General features: G+C 55.9%; 12 protein-coding genes and 3 pseudogenes. 6 read left to right on the plus strand and 9 right to left on the minus strand.

Annotated elements, in window-relative coordinates; all coding sequences use genetic code 11:
* The first annotated feature begins 202 nt into the window (after positions 1-202).
* On the plus strand, positions 203-1774 hold the full coding sequence (locus OA238_RS28245; RefSeq protein WP_015497816.1) for a Re/Si-specific NAD(P)(+) transhydrogenase subunit alpha: 1572 nt from the start codon (positions 203-205) through the stop codon (positions 1772-1774).
* Between the two features lie 12 nt (positions 1775-1786).
* Positions 1787-3220 (plus strand): NAD(P)(+) transhydrogenase (Re/Si-specific) subunit beta, encoded by a 1434-nt coding sequence (locus tag OA238_RS28250; RefSeq protein ID WP_015497817.1) that lies wholly within the window; start codon positions 1787-1789, stop codon positions 3218-3220.
* A 179-nt stretch (positions 3221-3399) separates the two neighbouring features.
* Here OA238_RS28250 and OA238_RS35405 read toward each other — a convergent pair.
* Positions 3400-3495: pseudogene (locus tag OA238_RS35405) on the minus strand (3-ketoacyl-ACP reductase); the annotation flags it as partial.
* An 82-nt stretch (positions 3496-3577) separates the two neighbouring features.
* Here OA238_RS35405 and OA238_RS28260 point away from each other — a divergent pair.
* Complete coding sequence (locus OA238_RS28260; RefSeq protein ID WP_044039182.1) at positions 3578-3880, plus strand: hypothetical protein; 303 nt, start codon at positions 3578-3580, stop codon at positions 3878-3880.
* Positions 3881-3903: 23 nt separating this feature from the next.
* Here OA238_RS28260 and OA238_RS28265 read toward each other — a convergent pair.
* The 3 genes and pseudogenes from OA238_RS28265 to OA238_RS28275 all read right to left on the minus strand — a co-directional run bounded on the left by OA238_RS28265 (position 3904) and on the right by OA238_RS28275 (position 6634).
* Positions 3904-4587: pseudogene (locus tag OA238_RS28265) on the minus strand (IS6 family transposase).
* Between the two features lie 185 nt (positions 4588-4772).
* A complete protein-coding gene (locus OA238_RS28270; RefSeq protein WP_044039184.1) occupies positions 4773-6125 on the minus strand; it encodes a Y-family DNA polymerase in 1353 nt (450 codons plus the stop codon).
* A gap of 113 nt (positions 6126-6238) precedes the next feature.
* The gene (locus OA238_RS28275; protein WP_044039186.1) at positions 6239-6634 is read right to left on the minus strand and encodes a DUF7713 domain-containing protein; all 396 of its coding nucleotides are present in this window, start codon (positions 6632-6634) and stop codon (positions 6239-6241) included.
* A 118-nt stretch (positions 6635-6752) separates the two neighbouring features.
* Here OA238_RS28275 and tnpA point away from each other — a divergent pair, with 118 nt between their 5' ends.
* The gene (tnpA, locus tag OA238_RS28280) at positions 6753-7172 is read left to right on the plus strand and encodes an IS200/IS605 family transposase (RefSeq protein ID WP_015494130.1); all 420 of its coding nucleotides are present in this window, start codon (positions 6753-6755) and stop codon (positions 7170-7172) included.
* Between the two features lie 152 nt (positions 7173-7324).
* On the opposite strand, the gene OA238_RS28285 is transcribed toward tnpA, so the two are convergent.
* The 5 genes and pseudogenes from OA238_RS28285 to OA238_RS28305 all read right to left on the minus strand — a co-directional run bounded on the left by OA238_RS28285 (position 7325) and on the right by OA238_RS28305 (position 12411).
* The gene (locus OA238_RS28285) at positions 7325-7555 is read right to left on the minus strand and encodes a hypothetical protein (protein ID WP_044039187.1); all 231 of its coding nucleotides are present in this window, start codon (positions 7553-7555) and stop codon (positions 7325-7327) included.
* Positions 7556-8151: 596 nt separating this feature from the next.
* Positions 8152-9144, minus strand: a complete 993-nt coding sequence (locus tag OA238_RS28290) for an IS30 family transposase (protein WP_015497819.1) — start codon at positions 9142-9144, stop codon at positions 8152-8154.
* Between the two features lie 127 nt (positions 9145-9271).
* Positions 9272-9604 (minus strand): hypothetical protein, encoded by a 333-nt coding sequence (locus tag OA238_RS28295; RefSeq protein ID WP_015497820.1) that lies wholly within the window; start codon positions 9602-9604, stop codon positions 9272-9274.
* 787 nt (positions 9605-10391) lie between these two features.
* Positions 10392-11448 (minus strand): annotated as a pseudogene (locus OA238_RS28300) (IS5 family transposase).
* A 366-nt stretch (positions 11449-11814) separates the two neighbouring features.
* Positions 11815-12411, minus strand: coding sequence for a helix-turn-helix domain-containing protein (locus tag OA238_RS28305; protein WP_015497821.1), 597 nt, complete (start codon positions 12409-12411; stop codon positions 11815-11817).
* Positions 12412-12558: 147 nt separating this feature from the next.
* Here OA238_RS28305 and OA238_RS28310 point away from each other — a divergent pair, with 147 nt between their 5' ends.
* Both OA238_RS28310 and OA238_RS28315 read left to right on the plus strand, forming a co-directional pair.
* A complete protein-coding gene (locus tag OA238_RS28310; protein WP_015497822.1) occupies positions 12559-13701 on the plus strand; it encodes an NAD(P)/FAD-dependent oxidoreductase in 1143 nt (380 codons plus the stop codon).
* Complete coding sequence (locus tag OA238_RS28315; protein ID WP_015497823.1) at positions 13698-14981, plus strand: TRAP transporter large permease; 1284 nt, start codon at positions 13698-13700, stop codon at positions 14979-14981. Before OA238_RS28310 ends, OA238_RS28315 begins: the two co-directional genes overlap by 4 nt.
* The last annotated feature ends 4 nt before the right edge of the window (positions 14982-14985 follow it).

Below are 14985 nucleotides of genomic sequence, written 5' to 3' on the forward strand. Positions count from 1 at the left end.
GGTGTATAGCAGGGAATTGTCTCTGTGCAGGGTACCAGAGTGGCTGTGTTGCACCTACAAACAGGACCTGTCCGCCCAACGTCAGGCTCTTTATGAATTGGGCGTATCGCAAGCAGCGCTATCAAACCGTCTCTTTTCCTTGTGAATTGGCTTATCGGGCAATAACTCATTCGATACCGACGGTTAACATGGGGAAGACGGCATGAAAATTGGCACGCCAAAGGAACTATTTGATGGGGAAAATCGCGTTGCGATGACGCCAGCTTCCGCGCTTGAACTGCAAAAACTCGGGCACGATTGTGTGATTGAGACCAAGGCGGGCGACGCTTCTGGTTTCTCGGACAAGTCTTATGAGGACGCTGGCGTTGAGGTTGTAAAAACCGCTGCCGCCCTGTGGAAAGCAGCCGATGTCATCGCCAAGGTGCGCGTGCCTGACGCGGACGAAATGAAACGCCTTCGCGCAGATCAGACATTGATTTCTTTCTTCAGTCCGGTCGCTGACGACGACAAGATGAAATCTGCCGCCAAAAAGGGCGCGACCGTTGTGGCGATGGAAATGATCCCGCGTATCTCGCGCGCACAGAAGATGGACGCGCTGAGTTCCATGGCCAATATCGCGGGCTACCGCGCGGTCATTGAGGCAGGCAATCATTTCCCGCGCTTCTTTACGGGGCAGATCACAGCGGCGGGTAAGGTCCCGCCGGCTAAGGTTCTGGTGGTGGGCGCTGGGGTTGCGGGCCTTGCGGCGATTGGTACTGCGACGTCGCTTGGCGCGATTACCTACGCATTTGATGTACGCCCGGAAGTGGCCGAACAGGTCGAAAGCATGGGCGCGCAGTTTGTGTTCCTCGACTTTGATGAAGACCAAAAAGACGGTTCCGAAACAGGCGGGTACGCTGCCGTGTCCAGCCCAGAATTTGCCGCCGCGCAATTGGCGAAATTCCGCGAAATTGCGCCGGACATGGACATTGTCATTACGACAGCACTGATCCCCAATCGCGCCGCACCCGAGCTTTGGACCGAAGACATGGTCAAAGCCATGAAGCCCGGATCGGTGATCGTAGATTTGGCGGCAGAAAAGGGCGGCAACTGCAAGCTGACCGTGATGGATGAAAAGATCGTCACCGAAAACGGCGTCACCATCATTGGCTATACAGATTTCCCGTCCCGCATGGCGGCGCAATCATCAACGCTTTATGCCACCAACGTCCGCCATTTGTTGACCGATCTGACACCGGACAAAGACGGTAAGATTAACCACAACATGGAAGACGACGTGATCCGCGGTGCGACCATCGCCCACGCATCAGCCGTTACGTTCCCGCCGCCGCCACCGAAAATTCAGGCGATTGCGGCCAAACCGAAAGCGCCGGTAGTTGAACTCACACCAGAGCAAAAGCGCGCAAACGAAGTTGCGGCGTTTAAGGCGCAGACCAAAAGCCAGGTGATACTGCTGTCTGTGGGGGCGCTCCTGCTTTTGGCGGTCGGCCTTGTGGCACCGGCGTCGTTCATGCAGCACTTCATCGTGTTTGTATTGGCGGTTTTCGTTGGCTTTCAGGTCATCTGGGGCGTCGCACATTCGCTGCACACGCCACTTATGGCGGTCACCAATGCAATTAGCTCGATCATCATTCTGGGCGCACTTATGCAGATTGGATCCGGGTCGTTCATCGTCGTAGTGCTGGCCGCACTTGCGGTGTTCATGACAGGTATTAATATCTTCGGGGGTTTCCTCGTGACACGGCGCATGCTCGCTATGTTCCAGAAGTCGTAAGGGAAAATAACAATGGAATTTGGTTTTACAACAGCGGCTTACGTCGTTTCAGCGGTTCTTTTCATTCTGTCACTGGGCGGGCTTTCGGGGCAAGAGAGCGCCAAACGTGCGGTCTGGTATGGCATCGTCGGCATGGCGCTGGCGGTGGCTGCGACACTTGTTGGGCCTGGTGCAGGCTATTGGCTGTTGTCGGTGCTGATGATTATCGGCGGCGGCGCGATTGGCTATCAATTGGCGACCAAGGTGCGGATGACGCAGATGCCCGAACTGGTCGCCGCGATGCATTCGCTGGTCGGTCTTGCGGCGGTCTTTGTCGGACTTATCGCGCACATCGAACTCACGCGCGTGATGGGTATGGACGCTCCAAAGCGCGACGGATTGAGCGGATTTGCAGGATTGCTGGCGCATAAATCTGGCGTTGAAATCAGCATTCTGCGTGTTGAATTGTTCCTTGGTGTCTTCATCGGCGCGATCACCTTCACCGGCTCCGTTGTTGCCTATGGCAAATTGGCTGGCAAAGTGGACAGTGTGGCGCAAAAGCTGCCCGGCGGGCATCTGCTGAACATCGCGGCGGCGGCCATCGCTGTTGTGACGCTCATCACCTATATCAACACGGGCGGGTTCCTCCCACTGTTACTGATGCTGCTGGCGGCGCTGTTTATTGGCTACCATTTGATCATGGGGATCGGCGGCGCGGACATGCCTGTCGTTGTGTCCATGCTCAACAGTTATTCCGGTTGGGCGGCGGCTGCGATTGGTTTCAGCCTTGGTAATGATCTGTTGATTGTGGTCGGCGCGTTGGTCGGATCAAGCGGTGCGATCCTGTCCTACATCATGTGTAAGGCGATGAATCGCAGCTTTGTGTCCGTGATCTTGGGTGGCTTTGGCGGTCCGCAGGGCGAACAAATGGCGGTGGAAGGCGAACAGGTCGCCATTGAAGCCGACGGTGTGGCAAGCGCGCTGGAAGAAGCCGACAGCGTCATCATCATCCCAGGTTACGGCATGGCGGTGGCACAGGCGCAGCAGAACGTCGCAGAACTGACACGTCGTCTGCGCGCCAAGGGTAAGACCGTGCGCTTTGCCATTCACCCCGTCGCGGGGCGTTTGCCGGGTCATATGAACGTGCTTCTGGCCGAAGCCAAAGTGCCCTATGATATCGTCATGGAAATGGACGAGGTAAACGACGATTTCCCCACGACAGACGTGGCGATTGTGATCGGTTCCAATGACATCGTGAATCCTGCAGCACAGGACGATCCGAACTCCCCCATCGCGGGGATGCCGGTTCTGGAATGTTGGAAGGCCAAGCAGGTGTTCGTGTCCAAGCGTGGCCAAGGCACGGGGTATTCCGGCATCGAAAACCCGCTGTTCTTCAAGGAAAACACCCGTATGTTTTACGGGGATGCAAAGGCATCGCTTGATGCATTGTTGACCAAGATTAGCTAACTATATCACAGCTACGGCAAAACCCGAAATTTTTCATGAGTTATGACGCGGAAATTGTCTGAGACTTGGCTTCGGAAGGTTTTTCACTCATTCTGGATGGTTTCGCGAAAGAATTTCAGGATCGCATTCGCGAACTGTTTTTGTGTCGGGTAATATCGATTGTGCGTCACATGTTGATGCACGCCAACGCCGGCGTTGTTCACCAATGTCGTAACCGGCCCAAGCGCCTTCTCGACTTGCGCAAGCTGTGAGGCACGCGCGGACAGGTCCGAGACCATACTACACGACAGTAGGGTGTTTGAGGGTGCCAGAAGGTGATTTAGGAGCGGACTCTTATTGCTAAAAAAGGTTCCACTGATGATCACGAAAGCCCTGACGACCCTCAAGAAGAGGTTATCCCCCCATTTAGAGTTGAGCAACACTCGCCTTGAAACGATGTGCCTCTTGATCATGGGAATGGTGAATGCCCGGACGGTAAATTTGAGCCATCTGGCCTGTGAGTTTCCTACCGATAGCAAAGTTGAAAGCACCTACCGTCGCCTACAACGCTTTTTCCAGCATGTTGATCTTGGCTCGGATTGGGCGGCCCCCTTGCTTGTTAAAATGATTGGTTCTGGCCCCACCTGGAATGGCTTTGTCGCAAATTTTATTGAAGTTTGAGTGCGGGGATCGGCTGGACACAATTACGCTGCGAGCGCCGCAAACTGCTGGAATGCGGTAAGGCCGTTGGCATTGAGCTGCCCCTTTCGGATCATGTGCGTGGTCTCGATCCCAGCCAGTGTCGCCTCGGCAGAATGGAAGGCCTTGAAGCCAAGCATGGGGCCCGTGATCCGCTTCTCGAAGCGATGGTCTTGTTCGATGGTGTTGTTGAGGTATTTGACCTGCAGGATCTTGATCGTGTTGCCGGAGCCCGTGAACTTCAGGATCACATTGACGCTTTGCAGGCCCGCCAGATTAGCGCCGCTTTTGTCGATGACGACACGGTCATGCACGCCGTTCGTGCCAATTGCGCGCTTGAAAAATCGGCGAGCCGCAGCCTTATTCCGACGCTCGGACAGCATGAAATCAAGGGTTTTCCCTGTGTTGTCGACCGCCCGGTAATAGTAGGTCCATTTGCCCTTAACCTTGATGTATGTTTCGTCCATGCGCTAAGATACGGCGGTCGGCTTCTTGCGGGACTGAGCCTGTACCGCCATCAGCGGTGCAAACTTGACTACCCAACGGTTCAGCGTCCCATGATCAACATCAACGCCACGCTCCTCCATGATATCTTCAAGATCACGGTATGAGACTGGGTAGCGAAGATAAAAGAAGACCGCGAAAAGGATCACGTCCTTCGGGAAGTGCATACCCTTGAAATCGATCATGGCTCTACATCCCTTACCCGTTATGGTTGCCCACAAACTATTGCGCCATTACGCGTCACCGCGAAAGATAAAAAATTTTGCGACAGTACCATCCCCCCCGCTCGTCTGTCGCGGTCGGCAAAAACAGCGCGACGTCGCCAAGACCATGATTGTGTTAGGGGTACTTTTGCGTTTGCGCAGAACACTCAAACCGTCACGAAATGTGTATCGCCATCAGCCACCGGCGGGCCGCTGAAATCCGCCTCGTCCGGAATGCGGCCGAAAGCAATTTTGCCACCAAGATATCCGCCAGGCACTTCTCCGGGGAGGCCAAGAGACAAGGCCTGTGGTCCCAACCGGGCGCGCAGGCCGTCCATCAGATCGCTGACAGCTTCCCATTTCGCGCGTGATGCCCCTTCTGATGCCTCGCCTGACGGCCCGGCCGCTGCGGCAAAGAGATCGGTCATAACTTGATCTTCTTCGATCAGCCCGTGGATTATCACACTGACTGAGCGTGGTGCGAATTTCAGCCGGTACTCTGCCTGTATCAAACCCTCATTGAGAGCCTGCATGAAGGCGTGATCATCACGTACAGGAAGGAAATTGGTCTCCCAGCTCCAGCTCTGGTCTTCGCTCTGAGACCCGGAAGCCGACTGTAAACCTCTCCCGCGAAAACTCAGCGTCAGCTTCGTCGCGCGCATGTCAGCGCGCCGCACACGACGGGCGGCACTTTCGGTCAGAAGGCGTGCGCAGATCCGCACCTTTTCAGGATTTCGCCAATCACGAGGCAAAACCCGGCTATGTCCGAACATGCTCTTTTTCGTTGGGGGCCGCTCCGTATGATAGCCATGCAAACCGTTCCAGAAACGTTCACCCTCGACACTGCCCCAGATGGCGCGCGCCTGCTTAGGTGCCAGCGCCCAAAGACCTGAAAAGTCGCGCACACCGGCGGCGGCAAGGCGCGACTGCATCCCTTTGGAGATGCCCGGCAGATCGCTAAGTTCGATATCAGCGAGGGCACTCGGCAGGTCTTCAGCTCGGATTAGACGAAAGCCGTTGGGTTTGTGCATTTCGGCTGCGATCTTCGCCAGTAATTCTGTTGGTGCCATGCCGATCGAACAAGTGAGGCCGTCGCTGAATGTGCTGGCGAGCGCCTGCTTGATTCTCTGCGCCAGTGCTTCTCCCGCCGCGCCCTCGACCGGCACAAGGTTGCAGACGACCTCGTCGATCGAGCGGACATGGGCCACGGGCAAACAGGTTTCTATCACATCAAGGATGCGTTTGTGTAGGCGGACATAGACATCGTGGCGGGCTACAACGAAAATCATGTCGGGGATGACCTCGCGTGCTTTGGTGATAGACATGCGGGATTTGACACCGCGCGCTTTGGCCTCGCGGCTGACCGCGATGCAACTAGTGTGCAGCGCATCCAGCGGCACCACGCCGACTGGCCGGCCGCGCAAGACCGGATTGAAATGCTGTTCAACCGAGGCAAAGAAGCTGTCGAAATCTAGATAAAGTCGCTCGATGCCGCAGGCCTGTCCGCGCGAATGCTGCATAATGTCTTACTTTTGGCTCAAGGTACTGAACAATAGCTTGTCAGGTTGGCGACACAAGGCTGCCGCCCTGAGAGATATAGTAGTTCAGATCAAATCCCCTATCGTCTCTATGCTCAGTTGTCGTCATCTGGGTCACGCACAATCACATCCGGTTCATCATGGATTTGGGATTGGTCCATGAAGGTGATGCGCATGCCCCATCCTGCGAACGGCCTGATCAATTGCATGAACGCGTCGGCATCCAACTCCTTGTCATCGATATACACGACAAGACCACCATCCTCGTTATCTGACACCTCACATTTCAGGACATGACCGCGCGCTGACCATTGCTTAACATCGTCAAGCCATTCGATTTGCGGCCGTCCTTTCGGGATTTCAATCGGTCGATTGGCCGGATCGGCGATATTGGCCTCTTGGGCTGCAATGACATCATTGAACATCTCAAGGATTTCACGATCGGACAAAGTATCGATTTCTGGACCAAGCTTGAAATTTACTTTCCACAAACGGGATTAAAGCCACCGGCTTCCAGCCGGTCCGCTTTAGCGTAATGTACTATAATCTTCCCTCTCATTTTTAAGACCCCGCGAAGCAGTAAGGGTCTTAAAAATGAGAGGGAAGATTATGATCTATTCCACAGGAAGCCATACCAAATTTTATCACCGGTTTCACGTCGTCTGGACAACAAAATACCGATACAAAGTTATGCGCGGTGAGATGCGTGAGCGTATCCGTGAAATCATTATCCAAACATGCCAAGAACTTGGCGTGCATATTGAGAAGGGCGTATTGTCGACCGATCACGTCCACATGTTCATATCGGTCCCGCCTCAGATAGCATTGTCAAAGGTGATGATGCGGATCAAGGGACGCTCGTCTTATAAGATACAGCGCGAGTTTCCCGAACTGCGCAAACGGTACTGGGGCCAGCGGTTTTGGGCTCGCGGATTTTTCTCAACAACTAGCGGCAATGTCACTGACGCTGTCATACTTCAGTATCTTGAATTACATTCAAAAAGGGAACCTACCGGCGTCAGCCGGTAGTCGTTCAGTGTCCCATAGGCAGGATCAGCATACTCAATGATTGCTGACTCCCCCTCCCGCGAGATATGCATTTGATCGATCGTGGATTGAGGTGGTCGTCGAAAGCGCAAAGCAGGTCTCCAAATGGATGCCAGGGCTCTATTGTCACGTTATCACAGAGCTGGCAGTGAATTAGTGGTCAAGCATAGATCGATCGACCTTGTCAAATCAAGCACATGCCTCTGCGCCGACCCGGTGACGTCGAGCGTGGCAATAGACAAATTTGCCTCTGCATGTTTTGCGCCGATCGCATAGTTTGTGAACATTGGATCGGGTGGAAGCGCGCCATGATGCGGGTAAAGCAGCATGACATTCGGACAATTGTAAAGCTGGCTGTAGGCCATCAGCTGATAGACATCTCCCTGGCTGACGCCCTGTTTTGGATCGTCAATCTGCGGTGTTAGGCCCCATCGGAAGGTTTGTTCGTACGATCCGTTAAGAAGGAACGCATAGCGAACAAAATATTAAGCAAACCGATAAAGCCGTTTCTGAACAGCATGTTGCATCAATTGGAGCGTTTTTAGTTGATGTGCAGAATTGGGTATCCAACTCTGCCTGTCTCAAAACCGACCGGTTTAAAGACAACATAGGGGTTAGGTCATTAGCGGTCAGAAAAGATCCTAAACCTGCCCCTAAAGCTGTCTCTAAACTGTTTTGCCCATAAAATGAGGGCCATACATTTTATGGACTGTGCTAAAATACGGGTGTCCTTCGTTCGTACTGGTCTAGGGTAACCCTACGAACAAACCTTGCGATGGGGCCTCCATCATCGACCTGCGCCAACATCTCAATGCGATTTAGCTCGCGTCCGCTCCTCATCACCCAGCCCATGTCCAATCTCCCGTTGTTCATTTGAACAAGAGAGTGACATTTCTGAATTGCACAGGGGTGACATTATCGCTTTGCAGTGGAATCTCAAGGCACGTTGCGACAGGTTCCGTTATCTTAGTTTCATCAGTTCTTCCCTGAATGCTTCGGTTGGGGTGCGCCATCTGAGGCACTTTCGGGGTGTGCCGTTCAAGCGGTCGCAAATCGACTTCATATCTCGATTTGAGAGTGCGGCCACGGGCGCATCGCGTGGCAGATATCGCCGCGCGCGCTTGTTTAGATTCTCGACTGATCCTTTCTGCCACGGCGCCTGCGGATCACAAAACCACGCCTCTGTTCCAATGCCTGGCTTGAGTTTACGCCAGTTCCTAAACTCGATCCCACGATCAAACGTGATCGATTTGCGCGCCAGTTGGGGGAGGGGTTCCATCACGCTCATCAGCCGGTTCATCAGATGCGTTGTGCTGCGGTCGTTGTTGCGGAACAGAACGGCAAAGCGGGTCTTGCGTTCGACCAAGGACGCCACGTTGGTCTTGCCCTGTGCGCGCTCAAAGATCATCAGATCGCCTTCCCATTCGCCAAAAGTCTCACGTTTTTTAACGTAGTCTGGTCGTTCATGGATTGACCGATCGGGCGGGAAAACAAGGCCACGCGGCGTGCGGCGGCACCGTGGTTGACGTTTCTTGCGTCGGTGCGGCAGATGGCGCGCCAATTCTTCGGACTGGCCATCTGGACCGTAAACGTAGGCATAGATAGTCTCATGGCTGACGCGCAAAGATTGGCCGTCATATTGTAGGCGACCGGCGATCTGTTTGGGCGACCATCCGGCCTCCAGCTGCGTGATCACGTGCTTTCGCAGGTCCACAAACCGCACCAGCTTGCGACGCCGCGCACGCCGAGTCACTGCTGTCCGTTGCGCATTCATTCCGTAGTAGCCATTCAGCTTCGGCAACTCATCATCGACGAACCTGTTCCGTTTGATCTCTCGGAACACGGTTGAACGATGCCTGCCGATCTCAGCAGCAATCTTGTCTACCGACATCTTTGCATTAAGCATATCTTCGATTGTGCGTCTTTCACGTAAACCTAACTCAGTGTGGGCCATCTTCCGTTCTCCTTGCTTTCCAGCAAGATAGGGGATTTGTCGCAACCCAGTATAGAATGTGCCCAGTTATAGCTGACTTATCGCATAATAGTAGTTATGTTAAATGTAGCAGAGTTACTGACCTTTGTCAGAGGTTTGCGTCAATCCACTTTGACATCATCTCACGATCTCGGAAACATTCCTGCGGCACTTCACGCCGTTTCATTCGCGCAATCCGCTCCGCAAAACCAACCTGCTTTGATGTTGGATAGTTTGAAAATTGACCAGTTGGCTTCGCGATTTTGTGCGTATCAATCCAACGGGAAAGCGCATAGCGGTTCTGCTGAACTTCCCAAGGGACAACAACGCCAGAGCGTGTAGCGATTTGCCGCGCATAGGCCATCTGTTTTTCGGTAACTGGGGCCTGATGGTAGTCGTTATACGGCGCCGACGCGGCAGCCGTTTGTTGGATAGCACTCATGGGAATTTCTCCTCACTTTGGTTTCTATTTAACTTAGAACATTCAGATGAATAAATCAAGATGTTGTACATGAAATCTATAGCATCACATTATCTGGTGCGTGGATATTACTCTACGTCGATCTCAGTGCGTAGTTGAGCAACAGCTTGCACTGAGCGGGGCTGCAGGTCTCTAAAGTCTACTGTCGACGGGGTCATATCTATCAAGATCGTTTATGGAAGTGTGAGGTTGCGTATTCCGGGGTGATCCGGCCACCCGTACCGATTTGATCCGGCCGGTGATTCCGGGACATCCGGCCACCCCTAATTGGCCATGTTTTAAGCGGCTGCGAGACGATCTGTAACAGGGCTACTCTTACGTTCACTTGAACGAGAGAGAGCCCTTATGAAGAGATTGCCTATGCGGAAGATACGGGAAGCTTTACGGCTTCGAGCAGATGGATTTTCAGGCCGCCGGGTGGCGCAGAGTCTGTCGATTGGACGCGCCACGATATTGGAGTATTTCCGGTGTGCTGACCTGGAAGGTTTGAGCTGGCCCCTACCAGCCGATCTGTCTGATGTGGACCTTGAGCGGTTCTGTCGCAAATTTTGTTGGAGTTTAAAGGCCCTCGTTCACGGCAAAAGCCACGCCCTATAAACCCACCAGACGTTACAAACTGATCCGATCCGCTTCTCAAGCCACAAGGGCGAGGTTCTGCGCCGCGTCAACATGTGGGGGAAGCGGACTAAAAGGGGCGTTGTTGCATGGAGCATGAAGAGTTCGGAACGCGCCCTGCCCGAGACGGAATTCAGGCGGTGCGTTGGAAATTGGGGCGGCCAAGTTCGGTCATCCGGTTAAGGATCCGGACGCCAATCTTGGCCTCTGTTTTCTGATTTCCAAAGTTGCGCGCCTGGAGCTTGGGCCCGACGACGGCCTTCCAACGGCCGATCCGCTGCCCGGCAGTGCATGCGTAGCATGCATGAGAGGGTGCGTCTCAATATGGCTGCGCTGATTGTAGCCGGATGACTTCTGCCAAGCCATGCAACCATGGGCAGTTATGTCTGCAATATGGCGGTCACGAATGCTTGGATTTTGGGCGGCATCGGGGCTCAAAATCGCGTTCTTGGGTGGTGGGATCGTGACCTTGATTGACGCGCCGAAGCGTTCGATAAGAGCCTCAACTGTTGGCTCGCCATCGTAAGCACCGTCCGCCCGAAATAGGTCAACTGGGCCGTCGATCTGATCCAGCAGGCCCGGCAGCGCGGTCTGATCACCAATGTCATCAGCGGTCAAATCAGAGCAGACGATCTGGCCGCTGACAAGGTTAAGGCCAAGGTGTAACTTGCGCCAAGAGCGCCGTTTACGCTTGGTTTTATGCTTTTGCTCCAGCCATTTATTACCCGATAGGCGCATGCGCAGCATGCTGCCGAAAGGGCGCCTTCGCCGAAGATCTTTAACCCAGTGCTATTCACGACCAGATGTACTGATTCGGTGCTTTTGGACAAAGCTTTGGGAGACAAACTCAGCCCATTGCCTCTGTGTGACAAGGTCGTGAAATGCGGCACTTCGATCTCAACCCCCAGCAGTCCGGCGATGGAGCGCATCAAGCCTTGGGTTTGCCGCAGTGGTTGCTTGAACACCATGCCAAAGGTCAGGCAAAGCTCAATCGCCAAGTCCGAATAGCCAGCCTGGCCGCCAGGCGTCGTTCGGGGTGCCGCCGCCCACAAAGCGCGAGCCTCTTCACTTATCCAAACGGTCAGATCGCCGCGCAGACGCAGGCTTTCGTCATACGCGGCGCAGTTGGTCACCCGACGCTTTTGCTTCGGGATATTGTCGCGACGATCAGCGTTGAATTTGTGCGGCATTTATAGCATCCTCAAGAAGGCAGGCCGCCACCAATATCAGTGGATTCGGGGTCCATGCAACAACGCCCTGTGGAACAATTATGCGGCTGAAATGGCGGCCTGAACGGGGCGCGGTTCTTGGTCTCGTCCTGACAGAACAACCTGACAAAGCCCGGTGGTGTCCTTCGACACTGAAAGCGCGGCTGGGGGGCGACATCTCCGGGAACTCTGTGGTTTGGCGTGGTTGAAGGCGACAGGGGCCGCCCCCATGGCCAATTCAAGTCGCTTCGAGCACCATGTTGAGCGGCGTCTCGGTGGCGCGCTTAGCCATTACAGCTTCAGACTTCTGCATGATGTCTTTGCGGTGCTTCCCTCAAATGCGTCCCATCACATTGTATCCTGTGGGCGCATCACCTCGGTGCAGATGCAAACCGCCTCGGCGTCCACGTCGCCTGCGCTGAGATAGGCATGCCCCATCGTGGAATCGAGGTAGATACCCTCGCCGCGCTCAAGAATGACGGGGGCATAGAATTCGGTGTGAACCTCGATCGTGCCCTCAAGGACGATCAGGAATTCTTCGCCGCCGTGGCGCTCAAGTGTACCAAACTCCTGCATGGTCGCAGCCTTGATGCGGGCGCGGATCGGCATCATACGCTTGTTCTTCAACTCGCTGCATAGATAGCGGTATTCATAGTTCTGCGTGTCGATCACGATCCCTTCGCCTGCGCGCGCGGGCACTAGGCGGCTGTTGGGGGGTGGCTCAGCCTCGCCCTCGGACTCCTCGTTGATCAATTGAGAGATAGTGATGTTAAGCCCCTCGGCCAGCCGCAGCACCTTATCGAGCGTCGGCGACAGCGCTCCGTTCTCTATCTTAGAAATCGTGGACAGAGCTACACCTGACACAGCCGCCAGGTCGCTGAGCGTCAGTTGCTGTGATTTTCGCAGCTTTCGCAGCCGCGCCCCCAAGACCTGCTCAGTTGTCATAGTCTCTCCGCTTTCATCAATGTCACATTGATATTTAGGCGCAAACTTTGGAAAAGGAAAATATTTTCGTATATGAGAAAATTTTGTTGTATCCAGAAAATTTCTGCTTACCGTTGGAGCATCGAGAATCGTAAGGGAATGGCGCGTATGAATGGACCAGACACCAAAGTGGATGTCGTCGTGATCGGTGCAGGCATGGCCGGGGCGTCAGTTGCGGCAGAACTGGCTACTGGTGTTCATGTCGTGTTGATCGAGATGGAGGCTCAGCCGGGCTATCATACCACTGGCCGCTCGGCTGCCGTCTTTGCCCCCAACTACGGCCCCGGCGGAGTGCGCGCGCTGACCCGCGCCTCGCGCAAATTTTTTGACTCGCCGCCCGAAGGCTTTGCCGATGCGCCGCTGCTGTCGCCGCGGCAGATCCTGATGATCGCCCGCGCGGATCAATCCGCAACGCTTGAGAGGCTGATCGCGACCGCATCTGTTGACTCCGACGTCGAGCAGCTGGATGCGGCAGACCTTCGCTGCTGTCAGCCCCTGTTGCGCGACGGCTACGCCGAAGCGGGCATGCTGGACGCCGGTGGGCAGGATATCGACGTGGCGGGCCTGCACCAGGGGTATCTGCGACAGTTCAAGGCGCGCGGCGGCACGTTGATCAACGGCGCTGCGGTTGCCGACCTGTCGCGTGACGGTGACGGATGGATCGTGGTCACGCGCAAAGGCCGGATCGCCGCCGACATCGTGGTCAACGCCGCGGGGGCCTGGGCTGATCAGCTTGGACAGCTTGCCGGTGCAGAGTCCATCGGCCTGGTTCCCAAACGGCGCACGGCCATGATGATCGCAGAGCCTGCAGGCTTTACCCGGCGCGATGCCCCGATCACCATCGACGTAGACGAGCAATTCTATCTCAAGCCCGATGCCGGGCGGCTGCTGATCTCGCCCGCGGACGAAACACCGACCGAACCGCAGGACGCCCAACCCGAAGAGCTGGACGTGGCGCTGTGCGCGGACCGGATCATGACCGCCTTCACGCTCGACATTCGCCGGATCGAAACCAAGTGGGCCGGGCTGCGCAGCTTTGTCGCGGACAAGGAGCCGGTGATCGGCTGGTCCTGCGCGGCATCCGGTTTCTTTTGGATGGCAGGGCAAGGCGGCTATGGAATCCAGTCCGCCCCGGCGGCGGCGAAACTGGCGGCGGCACTGGTGCTGGGACAGCCCGTGCCGTCACACATTCTGGCCGAAGGCTTTGACGCCGCCCTTGTCTCTCCTTGCAGGATGAGGCAGGCCGCATGATCTGGGCCGTTCCTGTCGCCGTTGTCGCGCTGCTGGCCTCGGGTCTGGCGCTGGCCTATGTCATCGGTGGCGCGGCTGTGCTGACCTTCATTCTGTCGGACAACACTCGCTACCTTGCCGTGCTGCCGCAAAAGGTCTTCTCGCAGATCAGCGTGTTTTCCCTACTGGCGATGCCCCTGTTCATCCTTGCGGGAGAGTTGATGAACCGGGGCGGCGTGACTAAGGCGCTGATCGACCTGTCGATGGCGTTGATCGGACGCCTTCGGGGGGGGCTGGGGCATGTCAACATCATGACCTCGGTGTTTTTCGCGGGGATATCCGGGTCGGCCATCGCCGATGCGGCGGCATTGTCGAACACGCTGGTACCCGCGATGCGCGAACGCGGGTATTCGGCCGAGTACGCGGGAGCGATCACCGCTGCGTCGTCGATCATCGGGCCAATCGTGCCGCCGTCGATCATCCTGATCTTCTACGGCGCGATCATGCAAACCTCGGTAGCGGCGCTTTTCGTGGCCGGGATCATGCCAGGGTTGCTGCTGGCTGCGATGCTGTTCGTCATCAACGGCTGGTACGCGTGGCGCGAGGATCACCCACGGATCGAGAAGGGCGAAAGCCCACCACTATTCCCAGCAATACTTGCCGCTCTGCCGGCGCTCTGCCTGCCCTTCATCATCGTGGGCGGCATCGTTCTGGGCTGGATGACCCCGACCGAGGCGGCGGCAGTGGCCGTGCTGGCCGCCGTTGTGGCCGCCTTGTTCTATTCGCCGCTGACCAGATCGGACCTTTGGGAAAGTTTCTCGCGCACTGCGATCCTGACGGGATCGATCTTCATGATCCTGTGCGCGGTGGCGGCATTCGGACATCTTGCGGCGCTGGAACGCATCCCGCAGGCCATCGCCGGTCTGGTCGAGCAGATGGGCCTCGGGCCGGTCGGTTTCCTGCTGGTGATGAACCTGATCTTCATTTTAGCCGGCATGGTGATGGACGTGCCCGTGGCGCTGGCGCTACTGGTGCCACTGCTGGCCCCCGTGGCGCTGGCCAACGGGGCAGACCCGGTGCATCTGGGCATCGTCATCTGCTTCAACCTCAGCATCGGGCTGGTCTCGCCGCCGCTTGGCAGTTGCCTGTTGATCGTCTCGACCGTCACCGGCGTGGACTACTGGAAGCTGGCCCGCAAGGTCCTGCCCTTTCTGGCGGCCGAACTGGTGGTGCTGGGCATCCTTGTCTTCACCCCCGAAATCAGCCTCTGGCTACCCCGCACGCTGGGTCTGTGGAAATGACGAA

Origin of the sequence: Octadecabacter arcticus 238, from assembly GCF_000155735.2 — a bacterium.
Classification (GTDB): domain Bacteria; phylum Pseudomonadota; class Alphaproteobacteria; order Rhodobacterales; family Rhodobacteraceae; genus Octadecabacter; species Octadecabacter arcticus.

What these genes read in the sequence shown, in the direction of transcription:
- OA238_RS28245 (WP_015497816.1), top strand. Translation starts at nt 203, where the DNA reads ATGAAAATTGGCACGCCAAAGGAACTATTTGATGGGGAAAATCGCGTT.
- OA238_RS28250 (WP_015497817.1), top strand. Translation starts at nt 1,787, where the DNA reads ATGGAATTTGGTTTTACAACAGCGGCTTACGTCGTTTCAGCGGTTCTT.
- OA238_RS28260 (WP_044039182.1), top strand. Translation starts at nt 3,578, where the DNA reads ATGATCACGAAAGCCCTGACGACCCTCAAGAAGAGGTTATCCCCCCAT.
- OA238_RS28270 (WP_044039184.1), bottom strand. Translation starts at nt 6,125, where the DNA reads ATGCAGCATTCGCGCGGACAGGCCTGCGGCATCGAGCGACTTTATCTA.
- tnpA (WP_015494130.1), top strand. Translation starts at nt 6,753, where the DNA reads ATGATCTATTCCACAGGAAGCCATACCAAATTTTATCACCGGTTTCAC.
- OA238_RS28285 (WP_044039187.1), bottom strand. Translation starts at nt 7,555, where the DNA reads ATGGCCTACAGCCAGCTTTACAATTGTCCGAATGTCATGCTGCTTTAC.
- OA238_RS28290 (WP_015497819.1), bottom strand. Translation starts at nt 9,144, where the DNA reads ATGGCCCACACTGAGTTAGGTTTACGTGAAAGACGCACAATCGAAGAT.
- OA238_RS28295 (WP_015497820.1), bottom strand. Translation starts at nt 9,604, where the DNA reads ATGAGTGCTATCCAACAAACGGCTGCCGCGTCGGCGCCGTATAACGAC.
- OA238_RS28305 (WP_015497821.1), bottom strand. Translation starts at nt 12,411, where the DNA reads ATGACAACTGAGCAGGTCTTGGGGGCGCGGCTGCGAAAGCTGCGAAAA.
- OA238_RS28310 (WP_015497822.1), top strand. Translation starts at nt 12,559, where the DNA reads ATGAATGGACCAGACACCAAAGTGGATGTCGTCGTGATCGGTGCAGGC.
- OA238_RS28315 (WP_015497823.1), top strand. Translation starts at nt 13,698, where the DNA reads ATGATCTGGGCCGTTCCTGTCGCCGTTGTCGCGCTGCTGGCCTCGGGT.